This is a genomic window from Pseudomonas sp. NFR02 (genome assembly GCF_900119375.1).
Taxonomy (GTDB): Bacteria; Pseudomonadota; Gammaproteobacteria; order Pseudomonadales; family Pseudomonadaceae; genus Aquipseudomonas; species Aquipseudomonas paracarnis.
Map to the genome: position 1 here is coordinate 258,504 of NZ_FPJJ01000003.1, position 16,430 is coordinate 274,933.

Here is a 16,430-nt window from a genome sequence, read left to right on the forward strand (position 1 = left end):
TTCAAGCGACGGCAACGACGTCGAGAATGCGTTGCACCACGCGGTCCTGGTCGACACCGGCGGCTTCGGCCTCGAACGACAGGATGATGCGGTGACGCAGCACGTCGAACAGCACCGCCTGGATATCTTCGGGGCTGACAAAATCGCGGCCAGCCAGCCAGGCATGGGCACGGGCGCAACGGTCCAGGGCGATGGAACCACGGGGGCTGGCGCCATAGGCGATCCACTCGGCCATTTCCGGGTCGAATTTGGACGGGGTGCGCGTGGCCATCACCAGTTGCACCAGGTATTCCTCCACGGCATCAGCCATGTACAGGCCGAGGATTTCCTTGCGGGCGGCAAAGATCGCCTGTTGGCTGACGCGCCGCTCGGGCTTGGTTTCGCCATTGAGTGCTTCGCCGCGGGCTTGCTGCAGGATGCGGCGCTCGACGGCGGCGTCCGGGAAGCCGATCTTGACGTGCATCAGGAACCGGTCGAGCTGCGCTTCGGGCAGCGGGTAGGTGCCTTCCTGTTCGATGGGGTTCTGCGTGGCCATCACCAAAAACAGCGGCGACAGCTCATAGGTGCTGCGGCCTACGCTGACCTGACGCTCGGCCATCGCCTCCAGCAAGGCCGACTGGACCTTGGCCGGGGCACGGTTGATTTCGTCGGCCAGTACCAGATTGTGGAAGATCGGCCCCTGCTGGAATACGAAACTGCCGGTTTCCGGGCGATAGATCTCAGTGCCGGTGATGTCGGCGGGCAGCAGGTCGGGGGTGAACTGAATACGATGGAACTGCGCTTCGATCCCTTCGGCCAACTCCTTGATCGCCTTGGTCTTGGCCAGCCCCGGTGCGCCTTCGACCAGCATATGGCCGTCGGCGAGCAGGGCGATCAGCAGGCGATCGATGAGTTTTTCCTGGCCGAGAATCTGCGTAGAAAGAAAGGTTCGCAGCGCAAGCAGCGCTTCACGATGTTCCATCGATGACGGTTCCTGGAAAGATGAGCCTGGGTTTTGTGACAGAACACCGGGCCTGGGGCGTTTACTTTAATGCATCGCGGGGTGCGGCGACTAACGGCTTGATGGGTATTTTTAGCAAAACCCATGGGATAGCAAGCGTCTGGGCTGGTAAAGCACGGTCACTGTGGGAGCTGGCTTGCCTGCGATGGCCTCAACTCGGTCTGGCTGAAAGACCCCACCGCCTGCATTGCAGGCAAGCCAGCTCCCACGTGGGGTCTTCGGTGCATTCAGATCCGAATGAAAGTGCCGGTGCCTGTGAGGATGTTCTGCAGCGTTTCCTGCACTTCGGCCATGTCTGCCGCAGCGGTGCTGTGGGTGATCTCCAACTGGTCCTTGCCGCCCAAGGCATCTGCATCGCCGGCCGCCAGTTCGATCAATAAGGTGGTGTCGCCCAACGTCACTTTCAGCCCATCGAGGGTCGAAGGCTCGTAATCCCAGGTCAGCTCCACTTCATCTTCATCCGGGTAACGGGTGAGCATGAACATTTCGCCGTTCTTGCCGTGACAGCAAAGCATGGCCATGTTGTCTTCTTCGTCGTCGCACGGAGTGGCCATCAGGGCGTCGGTTTTCAGCTGCAGCATGGGGCAATCCTGTGTTGGGGAGGGCAATTGTGCCACTGCGGCGAATTTTGTGCTTCATCCTGTGTCGGAACTTGTGCATGACCTGACGGGCCGGATCGGTCATTTCTGGTACTGATGGTGTGCAAAGTAGCAAGATTTTCTACCGAAAATCCGAGGTTGCCCAAGTTGCAACCGACACCCTGCTTACCGATGACCGAATATGTCGCAGCGTCGCAAGCAGCGTTCTTCCTACACTCGTTAAGCTGCGCAACGGATGTGCCCTGTGCCAGGCGCCTGACCTGCCCGTCGTATCGTCATCTGGCCAACGGCATGCCGTATGGAAGTTGTATGTGACCTGACTGTCCTGTCCAGCTTCACCCACCTGTCACCCTGATTCGTTTAAGGTGCTTGTCAGCACACCAGCGAACAGAGCTGACGGTCTCCCCGCAAGGGGATAACACGCGACGCTTTCATCAATAACAAGCCCAAGCGGAGTACCACAGATGGCGTTCTTCACCGCAGCCAGCAAGGCCGACTTCCAGCACCAACTGCAAGCGGCACTGGCGCAGCACATCAGCGAACAGGCACTGCCACAAGTGGCGCTGTTCGCTGAGCAATTCTTCGGCATCATTTCTCTGGACGAACTGACCCAGCGTCGCCTTTCCGACCTGGCCGGTTGCACCCTGTCTGCCTGGCGCCTGCTTGAGCGCTTTGATCACACCCAACCGCAAGTGCGGGTCTACAACCCCGATTATGAGCGTCATGGCTGGCAATCGACGCATACTGCGGTCGAAGTGCTGCACCATGACCTGCCCTTTCTGGTCGACTCGGTACGCACCGAGCTGAATCGCCGTGGCTACAGCATCCATACCTTGCAAACCACCGTGCTCAGCGTGCGTCGTGGCAACAAGGGCGAGCTGCTGGAAATCCTGCCCAAGGGCACCCAGGGCGACGGCATCCTGCAAGAATCGCTGATGTACCTGGAGATCGACCGCTGCGCCAACGCCGCCGAACTGAACGTGCTGAGCAAAGAGCTTGAGCAGGTACTGGGCGAAGTGCGCGTAGCCGTGGCCGATTTCGAACCGATGAAAGCCAAGGTCCAGGACCTGCTCGCCGGTATCGACGCCAGCGCGTTCGCCATCGACGGCGAAGAAAAAGCCGAGATCAAGAACTTCCTCGAATGGCTGGTGGGCAACCACTTCACCTTCCTGGGCTACGAAGAGTTCGTGGTACGTGACGAGGCGGACGGCGGTCATATCGAATATGACGCCAGCTCCTTCCTCGGTCTGACCAAGCTGCTGCGCGCCGGCCTCACCGCCGAAGACCTGCGCATCGAGGACTACGCGGTGGCCTACCTGCGCGAGCCGACCGTACTGTCGTTCGCCAAGGCCGCCCACCCAAGCCGCGTGCACCGTCCGGCCTACCCTGACTACGTGTCGATCCGCGAGATCAGCGCCGACGGCAAGGTCATCAAGGAACACCGTTTCATGGGCCTGTACACCTCCTCGGTGTACGGCGAAAGCGTGCGAGTGATTCCGTACATTCGTCGCAAGGTCGCGGAAATCGAACGTCGTTCGGGCTTCCAGGCCAAGGCGCACCTGGGTAAAGAGCTTGCCCAGGTGGTGGAAGTATTGCCCCGTGACGACCTGTTCCAGACTCCAGTCGACGAGCTGTTCAGCACCGTGATGTCAATCGTGCAGATCCAGGAACGCAACAAGATCCGCGTGTTCCTGCGCAAAGACCCCTACGGTCGTTTCTGCTACTGCCTGGCGTACGTGCCACGCGACATCTACTCCACCGAAGTGCGCCAGAAGATCCAGCAAGTGCTGATGGACCGTCTGAAGGCCTCGGACTGCGAGTTCTGGACCTTCTTCTCCGAGTCCGTCCTTGCCCGTGTGCAACTGATTCTGCGAGTTGACCCGAAGAATCGCCTGGACATCGACCCGCTGCAACTGGAAAAAGAAGTGGTGCAGGCCTGCCGCAGCTGGCAGGACGACTACGCCAGTCTGGTCGTGGAAAGCTTCGGCGAAGCCCAGGGCACCAACGTGCTGGCGGACTTCCCTAAGGGCTTCCCGGCCGGCTACCGCGAGCGTTTCGCTGCGCATTCGGCTGTGGTCGACATGCAGCACCTCAACAGCCTGACCGAAGCCAACCCGCTGGTGATGAGCTTCTATCAGCCGCTGGGCCAGGTCTCCGGCCAGCGTGAGCTGCATTGCAAGCTCTACCACGCTGACACCCCGCTGGCGCTGTCCGACGTACTGCCGATCCTGGAAAACCTCGGCCTGCGCGTGCTGGGCGAGTTTCCGTATCGCCTGCGTCATGCCAATGGCCGGGAGTTCTGGATTCATGACTTTGCGTTCATCGCCGCCGAAGGCGTGAACCTGGATATCCAGCAGCTCAACGACACCCTGCAGGATGCGTTCGTGCACATCGTGCATGGCGATGCCGAGAACGATGCGTTCAACCGCCTGGTCCTCACCGCCGGCCTGCCATGGCGCGACGTGGCGCTGCTGCGTGCCTATGCCCGTTACCTGAAGCAGATTCGCCTGGGCTTCGACCTGGGTTACATCGCCAGCACCCTGAACAACCACACCGACATCGCCCGCGAGTTGACCCGGCTGTTCAAGACCCGCTTCTACCTGGCGCGCAAGCTCACTGCCGACGACCTGGAAGACAAGCAGCAACGCCTGGAACAAGCGATTCTCACGGCTCTGGACGACGTTCAGGTGCTCAACGAAGACCGCATCCTGCGTCGCTACCTGGACCTGATCAAGGCCACCCTGCGCACCAACTTCTACCAGACCGATGCCAACGGCCAGAACAAGTCGTACTTCAGCTTCAAGTTCGACCCGCGTGCCATCCCCGAGCTGCCCAAGCCAGTGCCGAAGTTTGAAATCTTCGTGTACTCGCCACGGGTCGAGGGCGTGCACCTGCGCTTCGGCAACGTCGCTCGTGGCGGCCTGCGCTGGTCTGACCGTGAAGAAGACTTCCGCACCGAAGTGCTTGGCCTGGTAAAAGCCCAGCAAGTGAAGAACTCGGTAATCGTGCCGGTGGGCGCCAAGGGCGGCTTCCTGCCGCGTCGCCTGCCATTGGGCGGCAGCCGGGACGAGATCGCGGCCGAAGGCATCGCCTGCTACCGCATCTTCATCTCCGGCCTGTTGGACATCACCGACAACCTGAAAGACGGCGCCCTGGTGCCGCCGGCCAACGTCGTGCGTCATGACGACGATGACCCGTACCTGGTGGTAGCGGCGGACAAGGGCACTGCAACCTTCTCCGACATCGCCAACGGCATTGCCATCGACTATGGCTTCTGGCTGGGCGATGCGTTCGCCTCCGGTGGTTCGGCTGGTTACGACCACAAGAAAATGGGCATCACCGCCAAGGGCGCATGGGTAGGTGTACAGCGTCACTTCCGTGAGCGCGGCATCAACGTGCAGGAAGACAGCATCACTGTGGTAGGCGTCGGCGATATGGCCGGTGACGTGTTCGGTAACGGCTTGTTGATGTCGGACAAACTGCAACTGGTCGCAGCCTTCAACCATCTGCATATCTTCGTCGACCCGAACCCGAACCCGGCCACCAGCTTCGTCGAGCGCAAGCGTTTGTTCGAACTGCCGCGTTCGGCCTGGACCGACTACGACACCAGCATCATGTCCGAAGGTGGCGGTATCTTCTCGCGCAGCGCGAAAAGCATTGCCATCTCGCCACAGATGAAAGAACGCTTCGACATCCAGGCCGACAAGCTGACCCCGACCGAACTGCTCAACGCCTTGCTCAAGGCGCCGGTGGACCTGTTGTGGAACGGCGGTATCGGTACCTACGTCAAGGCCAGCACCGAAAGCCATGCCGACGTGGGCGACAAGGCCAACGACGCGCTGCGCGTGAACGGCAACGAACTGCGCTGCAAGGTGGTGGGCGAGGGCGGCAACCTGGGCATGACCCAACTGGGCCGTGTGGAATTCGGCCTCAATGGCGGCGGTTCCAACACCGACTTCATCGACAACGCCGGTGGCGTAGATTGCTCCGACCACGAAGTGAACATCAAGATCCTGCTCAACGAAGTGGTGCAGGCCGGTGACATGACCGACAAGCAGCGCAACCAGTTGCTGGCGAGCATGACCGACGAAGTTGGCAACCTGGTGTTGGGCAACAACTACAAGCAGACCCAGGCCCTGTCCCTGGCTGCGCGCAAGGCTTACGAGCGTGCTGCCGAGTACAAGCGCCTGATGAGCGACCTGGAAGGCCGTGGCAAGCTGGACCGTGCCATCGAGTACCTGCCGACCGAGGAACAGCTTACTGAACGCGCCTCTGCCGGCAAGGGCCTGACCCGCCCGGAACTGTCGGTACTGATCTCGTACAGCAAGATCGACCTCAAGGAAGCGTTGCTCAAGTCGCTGGTACCGGATGACGAGTACCTGACCCGTGACATGGAGACCGCGTTCCCACCGAGCCTGGTGGCCAAGTTCGGCGAAGCCATGCGTCGCCATCGTCTGAAGCGCGAGATCGTCAGCACCCAGATCGCCAACGACCTGGTCAACCACATGGGCATCACCTTCGTGCAGCGACTCAAAGAGTCGACCGGTATGAGCCCAGCGAACGTGGCGGGCGCGTATGTGATCGTGCGGGACATCTTCCATCTCCCGCACTGGTTCCGTCAGATTGAAGCCCTGGACCACCAGGTTTCCGCTGACGTGCAACTGGAGCTCATGGATGAACTGATGCGCCTGGGCCGTCGTGCTACGCGCTGGTTCTTGCGCAGCCGTCGCAACGAGCAAGACGCCGGGCGCGACACCGCGCACTTCGGTCCGCACCTGGCGGCGCTGGGCCTCAAGCTCGACGAACTGCTGGAAGGCCCGACCCGCGAAGGCTGGCAGAACCGCTACCAGGCCTATACCCAGGCCGGCGTACCAGAGTTGTTGGCGCGCATGGTTGCAGGCACTACCCACCTGTACACCTTGCTGCCGATCATCGAAGCCGCCGACGTGACCGGGCATGACGCCGCCGAAGTGGCCAAGGCCTACTTCGCCGTCGGCAGCGCCCTGGACCTGCCTTGGTACCTGCAGCAAATCAGCGATCTGCCAGTGGCCAACAACTGGCAAGCCCAGGCCCGCGAAGCCTTCCGCGACGACGTGGACTGGCAGCAACGGGCGATCACCATTTCGGTCCTGCAAATGGCCGATGCGCCACAAGACATGGAAGCCCGCGTGGCCCTGTGGCTTGAGCAGCATCAGGACATGGCGGATCGCTGGCGTGCCATGATGGTGGAAATTCGTGCCGCAGTGGGCACGGACTACGCCATGTACGCGGTGGCCAACCGTGAGTTGCTGGACCTGGCGTTGAGTGGCCAGTCGGTGTTGCAACCGGCTTGATGCCTCGCTAAACCAAAGGCCCCCGTATCGTGAGATGCGGGGGCTTTTTGTTTGATCTGGAATGCGATCAATGTGGGAGCTGGCTTGCCTGCGATAGCGGCGGGTCAGTCAATCATTTGGTCACTGGTACACCGCTATCGCAGGCAAGCCAGCTCCCACAGTTTTAACTTTACTCACTTGAAGTCAGTGGTGTTTGAGTAGTCGGGTTTCCAGGTGATCCAGGTGCTGGGTCATCAGGGCGACGGCCGTGTGAGCGTCGCGCTGTTCCACGGCATCCACAATCGCCACATGCTCCTGCCACGCGCAATAGGTGCAGGCTTTTACTTCAAATTGCGCAATGATCAACGACGTCAACGGCACCAGGCTGTTGAGAAACTGCGCCAACGGCGCATTGCCTGCCATGTGCGCCAGTTGCAGATGAAACTCTCCCGAAAACCGGATCGCCGGCCCCCGCTGGTCACGCTCAATGGCGTCGCGCTCCTGTGCAATCAGCTCGCGCAGTTGGCGAATCTGCATCGCTGTGGCTTGGGCGCAGGCCAGTTGCACCACGGTCATTTCGGTCAGACGCCGTGCTTCCAGAATCTGCCGTGTGTGCTGGGCATCCGGCGCGGCGACCTGGGCGCGCTGGTTGGGGCGCAGGATGACCACTTGCTGATGGGACAGCTTGGCGAGCACTCGGCGAATCACGCTGCGGCTCACGCCAAAGAGTTCGCCCAGGCCTTCTTCGGTGAAGCGGCTGGCGGGCGCAATGCGTTGCTCAAGAATGGCGTCGAACAAGCGTGGGTAGATATCGTCCACCGAGGGCTTTTTTTCGGGCGTCCAGCGTAGGGACGTGAGGGTGGAGTCGCGTTGCAGGGCGTGAGCGTTCATGGCCGGTCTCCGAAAATCAACTGCCCAGATGGTCGTCCGGGATATTCAAGCGAATGCCCATGCGCAGGCCTTCCTGCAGGATGTGCCGACGCATTTCGGCACTGGCCAGGGCGCTGTTCTTGTTGCGGATGGCGCGTACCACGGCCTCGTTCTCTTGCAGGCGTTCGGCCAGGTGTTCAGGCGAGTTGCGCAGTACCTGGGCGCTTTGTTTGAGCGCGGTGCTGGTTTGCTGCACCACGTTCTGGAAGATCGGGTTGGAGGTCAGGGCGAACAATTCTTCATGGAAGTCGATATAGGCGTTCATGCCGGCTTCGGCATCGCCGGCATCGAGGGCCTCGCGCATGTCCATCAGGGTCAGGCGCAGTTGGCCGATTTCCTTGCTGCTGATGGACTGGGCCACCAGGCCGACGATGAAGGGTTCGAGGGTGTAGCGCAGTTGCAGGATGTCCTCGAGGCTGGCATCGGCCACGGCGTCGCTCGATTGCGGCTCGCTGACGCTGGTTTCCAGCACGACCACGCCTTTGCCGGGCATGGAGCGCACCAGGCCGAGGGTCTCCAGCACGATTACCGCTTCGCGCAGGCTCGGGCGGCTGATACCTAGCTGTTCGGCCAGTTCGCGTTGACCGGGCAGCATTTCACCGCGGCGCCACTGGCCTCGCGCCAAGGCGGCGCGCAGTTTTTCTACCACTGAATTGACGACGGTTGAAGTGCTGATCACGTCGAAGGCTCCTTGATATTGCTCATACAGTATTCAGTCTGGCGAAGGTCCAAAGTGGGAGCTGGCTTGCCTGCGATGACTGAGTGTCAGGCACTACAGTTGACGCTGACCCACCGCTATCGCAGGCAAGCCAGCTCCCACATTGGATGGGTGTTGTCCTAGAACTCCTGATGCGCCGGCAGTACCGGCTTCTTGGCCTGGAAGGCATAGCCTTGCTGGCCGTCGAGCACCTTGTTGGCGCGCTGGATATCAATGTCTTTTTCCCAGCGTGCAATCGCCACGGTGGCCACGCAGTTGCCGATCAGGTTGGTCAGCGCACGGCCGATGCCCATGAACCAGTCCACGGCCAGCACCAACACCAGGCCGACCACCGGAATCGCCGGAATCGCTGTGAGCGTTGCCGCCAGAATCACCAATGCCGAGCCTGGAATGCCATGGGCGCCCTTGGAGGTGATCAACGATACCAGGAGGATGGTCAGCAAGTCGGTCATCGACAGCGGTGTGCCGGTGGCGTTGGCGATAAACACGATAGCCAGGGTCAGGTAGATGGAAAAACCGTCGAGGTTGAACGAATAGCCGGTGGGAATCACCAGGCCCACGGTGGAGCTGCCGATGCCCAGGTGTTCCAGTTTACGCATGATCTGCGGCAACACCGCGTCGGACGACGCGGTGCCCATCACGATCAGCAGTTCTTCGCGCAGGTACTTGAGCAGCGGCAACATGCGCAGGCCCGACAGGCGCATCACCAGCCCGAGGATCACCGCCACAAAGGCAAAACAGGTCAGGTAGAAAAGCCCCACCAGGCTGCCCAGGTGTTGCAGTGAATCGAGGCCATAGGTGCTGGTGGTGAACGCAATGGCACCGAATACGCCAATCGGCGCCAGGCGCACGATCATGCCCATGATGCGGAAGATCACATGGCTCAATTCGTTGATCAGTCGCGAAATCCCGCTGGCCGCTTCGCCCACCAGGTTCAGCGCGCTGCCGAACAACACCGAAAACAACAGCACTTGCAGCACGTTATTATCGGCAAAGGCGCCGACTACCGAGTTGGGGATCAACTCCATCAGAAACTGGCTTGTGCCGCGGATGTGCTGGCCCTTGTCCGCCAGTTCATTCAAACCGGCGGAAGAGAGTTGCTCCAGGTGAATATTGGCGCCGCTGCCGATGCCGGTGCTGAAGGCCATGATCAGGCCGAGCACCAGGGCGACGGTGGTCAGCATCTCAAAATAGATCACCGACTTGAGGCCGATGCGTCCGACCTTCTTCAAGTCGCCCGCGCCGGAAATACCGCTGACCACTACGCAGAACACGATCAGGCCGATCAGCATTTTGATCAGCTTGATAAAGCCGTCACCCAAAGGTTTGAGTTGCGAGGAGAATTCGGGAAGGGCCAGGCCGCAGACGATGCCGAGTATCAGGCCAATCACGACTTGCAGGAAAATCGAACGCGAGCACCATCTGAGCATGGGAGGGATCTCTATTCGGTGCCCTGGTGGTTCCAGGGCTTAATTGTTGTGGTCTTACCGGTAAGTCCAGTGCGGGGCCAGTCTACGCTCGGGTTTTTTCAAATCACAAGTAAATATTTGGCGGTTGGCAGGTCCCGGTCTGACCAGTTGGTCGGTAAGTACGATGCTTGAGCGGTTGGCGGGGATTAATTTTTTTTGCGTATCATCGCCTTGGGCATACGAGGTGATGGATGGATCAATCAGGGCTGACAACCGACGAAGCAGGGCGCATGTATTGCGCCTGGCGCACTGCAGCGCCTGCGTACCTGCATTACCACGACCACGAGTGGGGTGTGCCGGTGGCGGATGACATCGCGCTGTACGAGAAGATCTGCCTGGAGGGGTTTCAGGCGGGGATGGCGTGGATCACCATCCTGCGCAAGCGCGAAAACTTTCGGCAGGCGTTCGAGGGTTTTGATTTTCGCCGGGTGGCGCAGTACGGCGAGACGGACATCGAGCGGTTGATGAGCGAGCCGGGCATCGTGCGCAATCGGGCGAAAATCATCTCGGCCATCAACAACGCACGCCGGGCCTGTGAGCTGGTGGAGGAGACCGGTTCGCTGGCGCGCTGGCTGTGGGCGTTCGAACCCGGCGCGCAAGAGCGGCCGGCAGTGGTGGACATGGCTTACTGGACGGCCAATCCGACCTCAGCGGCTTCGGTGCGCTTGTCCAAGGCCCTGAAGAAACGCGGCTGGACCTTCGTCGGCCCGACCACGATGTATGCGTTGATGCAGGCGATGGGGATGGTCAATGATCACTTGGAGGGTTGCGAGTGCCGGCCGCGCATTGAACACCAGCGCAACCTGTTCAAACGTCCCTGACCAGATACGGTTAAAACTGTGGGAGCTGGCTTGCCTGCGATAACGGTGGGCCAGTAAAAGATGAGCTGGCTGGTCCACCGCTATCGCAGGCAAGCCAGCTCCCACATGGGTTTTGTGGTGTTGCTGATTACTTGGGAAGTGGGGTAAGTACCTCAGCCTTGTCATCCAGCACCATCACCACCAGCAGCTTGGCCGGTTGGGTCTGGCTGGCATTGCTTGACTCAAAATGCCGCGAGCCGGCCGGTTCGTAGAACGATTGCCCGGCTTTGTAGGTGATCGCCTTTTCATCATTGACCCGCGAGGTGATCTCGCCTTCGAGCACATAAGCCACGGCGGTGCCGGTGTGGCTGTGGGGCACGGTGGCCTGGCCGGGGGCGTAGTCCACGGTGAGCATGATGGTTTTCTTGCCCGGCACGTTGGTCAAGGCGTGCTCTTGCAGCACCTTGAGCGTTTCCTTGTTGTAGACCGGGTCGTGGGCAAATGCACTGAGGGAGGCGAGCATCAGGGTGGCAGCGAATAAGCGTTTCATGATGAGGGTTCCATCGGGTGAAAGACCGCTTCACCCTACGCCGCCGACGGCTTGCCACCAATGACCAATGCGCCGGAAAACTGCCTAGCCAATCTGCAGCAGAATATCGCGGACCTTGTCCAGCGCCGGGTCGATGTCCAGGGTCTCGATGGCGCCGAACCCCAGAATCAGCCCCGAGCGCACCGGTTTGTCGTGAAAAAACACGTCCAAGGGATATAAACCCACCTCAACCTGGCGCGCCCGTTCCATCAGCAATGGAATATTCACCGGCACCTTGCACAGGGCCGCCAGGTGAAAGCCCGCCACCGTCGGTACTGCCTCGAACCACGGCGACAGATCGCCCGCCAGACGCTGCAGGATGCGTTCGCGACGCCCCGCGTAGACCCCGTGACAGCGGCGAATATGCTTGAGCAGGTAGCCTTCGCTGATGAACTTGGCCAGTGCCCACTGCGGCAAGGTAGCGCTGTGCTGGTCGGTCAATTGCTTGGCCTTGAGCACCGCACCATAAATGGCCGGCGGCAGCACCGCGTAGCCCAGGCGCAACTCCGGCGACAGGGTTTTGGAAAAGGTGCCGACGTAGGTGACCACGCCTCGGGTATCCATGCTTTGCAGGGAGTCGGTGGGGCGGCCTTCGTAGCGGAATTCGCTGTCGTAATCGTCTTCGATGATGATCGCGCCGAGCGCAATGGCGCGGTCCAGCAGGGCCTCGCGCCGCGCCTGGCTCATGGGCATGCCGAGGGGGAACTGGTGGGACGGCGTCACATAGATCAGGCGCGTGCCATCCGGGATCTGGTCGACCTGCAGGCCCTGTTCGTCGACGGCAACACTGGCGACGCGGGCGCCCATCGCGACGAACAATTGGCGTGCGGGGCTATAGCCGGGGTCTTCCATCGCGACCAGGCTGCCGGGCTCAAGCACCACGCGGGCAAGCAGGTCCAGCGCCTGCTGTGCGCCGTTGGTGACTACGATATCGCGGGCGCCGCATTTGACCCCACGGGAAAACGCGATATGCCCGGCGATGGCATCGCGCAGGGCGGGCACGCCTTCTGGCTGGCTGTAAAAACCACTGTTCTGGGCGATGCGACGCAACGCATCCTGGGTGCAACGCCGCCATTCATCCTGTGGGAATTGGTGGCGTGTCGTCGCGCCACCGATAAATTCGTAGCGCAGGATCTCCTCGCGGGCGGGGTGGCCCATGGGTGAGGGCAGTGCCGCCCATTTGCCCAGGTTGGCGGCACACGCCAGGTCGGTGGCGGTTTGCACGCGGTCGGGCTGTGGCGCCCAGGCATTGACGAAAGTACCGCGGCCGATCTTGCCAATCAGCAGGCCCTCGTAGGTCAAGGTGGCGTAGGTGTCCGACACGGTCTTGCGCGAGATGCCCAGTTGTTCGGCGAGCAGTCGGCTGGGGGGCAGCTGTGCGCCTGCCGACAGCCGCCCGGTGGCGATGGCTTCGCGCAACTGCTGGTAGAGCTGTTCGGCCAGGTCCTTGCGGCCATTGATTACCACGTGCAGTTCCATGTTTCATCCCAAGGCTTCACTCCGCGCCAAGATTACTCGCTTGCGCTATGGGCTCAAACTATCTGTGCGTCAATTGCCGGTACGCATAAGCATCTACCGTTGCCTGGGTCCTGTTGGCCGCCACTATCCCTGTTTACGTCGTGGCATAGGGAGGCGGACGCATGGCGACAATCGAAACACCTGCGAAAAAAAGGCAAGCAGCATTGCTTGCCCTGGATCAGAGCCTGGGGCCATTGGTTGTGGGCGAGCTGACTGTGCAGCGTAGAGACCTTGCCGCCATGGGGGCCTATATGGCGGGAAAACCGGTAAAGGCCCATCACCTAGCGGTACGCGAAGCAGACCAGACGCTGCTTGATGCGATCCGATTCTCGGCATCCAGACTGCATCGGTGTCTGCGCAGGAATGACTCGGTCAGTGACAACAGTGCCGCGCTGTTATTCGAGTTCGCGGCATTGCGTTCGCTACAGGCACCACCTCTGCTGTTGGCGAAGCCGGGAGACGAACATCCTGGTGCAGTCGGCAAGCTCGATAACCTGTTGCGTTCAGTACAGAAAACCAATCTCAACCAAGCGGCGCAGTTGGAGGGAATGCCTCGCTGGGTCGAGCCGAAGAAAAGCCGAAGCCTGGCGGTCATGGGCGCGGGGCTTGCAGCTTACGGGTATTACAGCGCAATCAGCGCCTTGGCCGAGGCGATCAAAACCGGCGACATCAATAGGTCGGTGGTCACCGGCGCTGAGTTATTGGCCAACCTCACAGGGGCTGCACTGGAGCTGGCGCTGGAAAAATTCGGCAGACGGCTGCTGGAAAACGGTCGCAAGGTATTTGCAGGTTTCAGCACCAGTTGCCTTGGCCAGGCCCTGCGACGGGGGGCCAGCCTGTTTGCGTTGGTGCTGACGTTGCCCTTTGATTATCTCAATGCCAAGGAGTCGTTCGCCAAGGCAGCGAAGAGTACCGGCAAGGAAGCCATGGACCATTACGTCAATGCCGGCTTCAGTATTGTGAGCGCCAGCGTGGCTGTGGCCCTGAGTGCCGCTGCGTTGGCCGGGTTCAGCGTGGCCGGCCCGCTGGGCATTGCCGCCGCTGCCGTACTGATCTTTGGCACGCAACTCTATGCTGCGGTTCGTCAGGTGGATGACATTGATGATTACATCGAACTGAGTATCTTCGAGCGCCTGCACGCGGGCTGGTTGGCCTTTCAAGGCAAGGAGCAGGAGAGGGCCATACGCGATCGGTACGTCGTGGCCCGGATGGAACAACAGTATGCGCAGCAACTGGAGGAGCAGGCCGATGCCTGGCTTAAAGGCGCGCTCAAAGGCACCGTGCAGGCGGTGGTCAATGGCGGGTTTGAGGTGCGGTTGAGGCCAGTCCGCCATTGGAAGCGCCGCTGGAACGAGGCCGAGGGTGAAGATCCGTACATCGATACCACAGAGCCCACGGTGATTGACCAAGATGATGAAGTCGATGCGTCCAATACCCCGGTTGACCGTCTGCCGGGTGCGGTGTTTGAGAGTACTGCCGTGGATGCGGCTGTGCTCTGGCAACTGGGGGGAGGTAATGACAAGGTCAAAGGTTCGACTGGCAACCCGAACATTTTCCGCTTCGGTGAAGGCCACAAACAGCTCACCGGGGGCGCCAGGAACGACCTGTTCAGGTATGACATGCCGACGGCCATACTGGACGAAACCGATGCGAATAGCCCGGCCAGCGAGCTGCGTGGCGAGGAGGGCAGCGATACGCTTTACCTGGCCAACTCGACAATTTATGAGGACGGGACGGCTGGTTATGCCATCGACCTGCAGGCGGGCACTGTGGTGCGGCGCAAGGATATCGACAAGTCGCCGCCTTATCCTTCGATCAGCCTGGACTCGATAGAAAATATCTACACCCCAACCGGGCTTGCCAGCCATCTCAAGGGTTCAGCACAGGCCAATACCCTGGTCGCCGCCGGTCACAACGATCGGATCGAAGCCGCAGAGGGCAACGATACAGTGATTGTGCTGGGCGCTGGCGCCTGGGTGGACGGTGGGGCGGGCAAGGACCGTTATGTGATTGCCAGCAACCCTGGCGCGGTGACATTGCATGAGCAGGACTGGGCCGAGGGCTCTGTGATTGAGATGCGCTGGCCGTTGGCGTCTATCAGCAGTTGGCGTATCCAGGGCTGTGCGCTGGTCATCGTGGCGTGGAGGGGCGTGGACGGCGAACTGCCGGAGCAAGTCATCAAGCTTGAGCAGCTCTATACGTCCAGTGATGAGCAGCGCCGCTTGAACAAGCACAACCTGCTGTTTCTCACGGAGGACGGCTATACGCTTGAGCCGATCCTTGAACCGGTGTTGATGGGCAGCGAGGACACTAACGTCACCGTTGCCGTGAGAGCGGGCGGCCAGGACGTCAGCCTGGACAAGGTGTTGGGCGCCGGCACGTTCGTGGTGCCTCATGGGCGTTCTACGCGTGGGTTCGTCGAACGCGGGCCAGGTGCAAAGGTGCTCGATGTTCGCCTCAAGGGCGACACCACCGCGTGCGTGCTGTACGTGGACTATTCGTCGCGGGAAATTCTCCAGGCCTTGGCCCACTACCGCGTGACCCTGCGCAGGAGGGGACACTTCGATTCGCTGACCTACAGCGACGTGAGATTGACCATCAGGTTCACCGACGGCAGCCAATTGGTCCTCGCCCACTATGCCAGCGATCGTTCTTCGGCGCGCACCAACGTGACCTCAAACATCATCGCGGTGGCTTTGACGCTGGACTGCCGATTCGTGCTGGTCATGAATGACGGCGTCTCATACCGCGTGCAGGCGGCCCAGCAATCCTATATCCAAGACCGTGCCTCGCCCGGGTTCAAGACCTTCGACGGCAGCTCTGCCTTGATAGAAAAGCCCGGCGTGCACGGGTTTTTTCGACCGCACAGCGCCAAGGGCATCTGGTTGCAATCGGTGCAACAGAAAGTCGTTATTCCTGTACCGCCCCATTACCAGAGGCCTTATGCGCTGATGGGGCGCTCATCGACCTACGAGGTCGTGCCCAGCGCAGGCTCAACGATTGCCCTGTCCACGCCGGGGGCGTTGGCCAAAACGGCGGACGCGTCGTTCTGGCGGATCAATACCGCCGGTTTTGGCGAGTTGATTGAGCGGGCGCATATCGCCCTGATCAACGACACGTTGACCATTGGCAGCGTGACAGTGTTGCTGCCTCCCGTGACAGACCCTTCGATACCGCTGGAACAGGTCAGCGTACACACCCTGCAGGGCGAGCAGTACGACATTCGCCAGGACCTGGGCGCGATCTGCCTCGTGCAACTGGATGCTTGCCGTTATTCGAGCATCGATGAGGTACTGGGTGCGCTGCGCCGTTCTCGCCAGTGGACGACCGTGATGGTGCGTCAGTTGCGTATCGTCGGCCTTGAGCTGGAGGACGGTACGGTGTCAGGCATTCATTACGATGCAGGTCGCGATTGCTGGGGAGCGGACGCTGATCCCCAGCGCACTGTGACGTCTGCGCAACTGCGGTTTATCGGCGCCGATTCAGTTTGATAGA

The 16,430-nt window shown here is 60.8% G+C and carries 10 protein-coding genes; 3 read left to right on the plus strand and 7 right to left on the minus strand.

Annotated features, from left to right (window positions below):
• Nucleotide 1 precedes the first annotated feature (1 nt).
• On the minus strand, nucleotides 2-961 hold the full coding sequence (locus tag BT199_RS11580; RefSeq protein ID WP_032892134.1) for an AAA family ATPase: 960 nt from the start codon (nucleotides 959-961) through the stop codon (nucleotides 2-4).
• A gap of 266 nt (nucleotides 962-1,227) precedes the next feature.
• Nucleotides 1,228-1,581 (minus strand): hypothetical protein, encoded by a 354-nt coding sequence (locus BT199_RS11585; protein WP_003190803.1) that lies wholly within the window; start codon nucleotides 1,579-1,581, stop codon nucleotides 1,228-1,230.
• A 482-nt stretch (nucleotides 1,582-2,063) separates the two neighbouring features.
• On the opposite strand from BT199_RS11585, the gene BT199_RS11590 reads away from it, so the two are divergent.
• On the plus strand, nucleotides 2,064-6,932 hold the full coding sequence (locus BT199_RS11590; RefSeq protein WP_072434518.1) for an NAD-glutamate dehydrogenase: 4,869 nt from the start codon (nucleotides 2,064-2,066) through the stop codon (nucleotides 6,930-6,932).
• A gap of 183 nt (nucleotides 6,933-7,115) precedes the next feature.
• Here the strand turns inward: BT199_RS11590 and BT199_RS11595 are convergent, their stop codons facing one another.
• The 3 genes from BT199_RS11595 to BT199_RS11605 all read right to left on the minus strand — a co-directional run bounded on the left by BT199_RS11595 (nucleotide 7,116) and on the right by BT199_RS11605 (nucleotide 10,004).
• Nucleotides 7,116-7,802 (minus strand): GntR family transcriptional regulator, encoded by a 687-nt coding sequence (locus BT199_RS11595; RefSeq protein WP_014718316.1) that lies wholly within the window; start codon nucleotides 7,800-7,802, stop codon nucleotides 7,116-7,118.
• Between the two features lie 16 nt (nucleotides 7,803-7,818).
• The gene (locus tag BT199_RS11600; RefSeq protein WP_014718317.1) at nucleotides 7,819-8,520 is read right to left on the minus strand and encodes a FadR/GntR family transcriptional regulator; all 702 of its coding nucleotides are present in this window, start codon (nucleotides 8,518-8,520) and stop codon (nucleotides 7,819-7,821) included.
• 158 nt (nucleotides 8,521-8,678) lie between these two features.
• Complete coding sequence (locus tag BT199_RS11605) at nucleotides 8,679-10,004, minus strand: C4-dicarboxylate transporter DctA (protein ID WP_172832684.1); 1,326 nt, start codon at nucleotides 10,002-10,004, stop codon at nucleotides 8,679-8,681.
• 215 nt (nucleotides 10,005-10,219) lie between these two features.
• On the opposite strand from BT199_RS11605, the gene BT199_RS11610 reads away from it, so the two are divergent.
• Nucleotides 10,220-10,849 (plus strand): DNA-3-methyladenine glycosylase I, encoded by a 630-nt coding sequence (locus BT199_RS11610; RefSeq protein ID WP_019820197.1) that lies wholly within the window; start codon nucleotides 10,220-10,222, stop codon nucleotides 10,847-10,849.
• Between the two features lie 127 nt (nucleotides 10,850-10,976).
• Here BT199_RS11610 and BT199_RS11615 read toward each other — a convergent pair whose 3' ends face one another.
• Both BT199_RS11615 and BT199_RS11620 read right to left on the minus strand, forming a co-directional pair.
• On the minus strand, nucleotides 10,977-11,378 hold the full coding sequence (locus BT199_RS11615) for a cupin domain-containing protein (protein ID WP_019820196.1): 402 nt from the start codon (nucleotides 11,376-11,378) through the stop codon (nucleotides 10,977-10,979).
• A gap of 84 nt (nucleotides 11,379-11,462) precedes the next feature.
• Entirely contained in the window at nucleotides 11,463-12,896 is a 1,434-nt protein-coding gene (locus BT199_RS11620) for a MocR-like pyridoxine biosynthesis transcription factor PdxR (protein ID WP_014718321.1), read from the minus strand.
• 161 nt (nucleotides 12,897-13,057) lie between these two features.
• Between BT199_RS11620 and BT199_RS11625 the strand changes: the two genes are divergently transcribed.
• Complete coding sequence (locus tag BT199_RS11625; RefSeq protein WP_072434519.1) at nucleotides 13,058-16,426, plus strand: calcium-binding protein; 3,369 nt, start codon at nucleotides 13,058-13,060, stop codon at nucleotides 16,424-16,426.
• The last annotated feature ends 4 nt before the right edge of the window (nucleotides 16,427-16,430 follow it).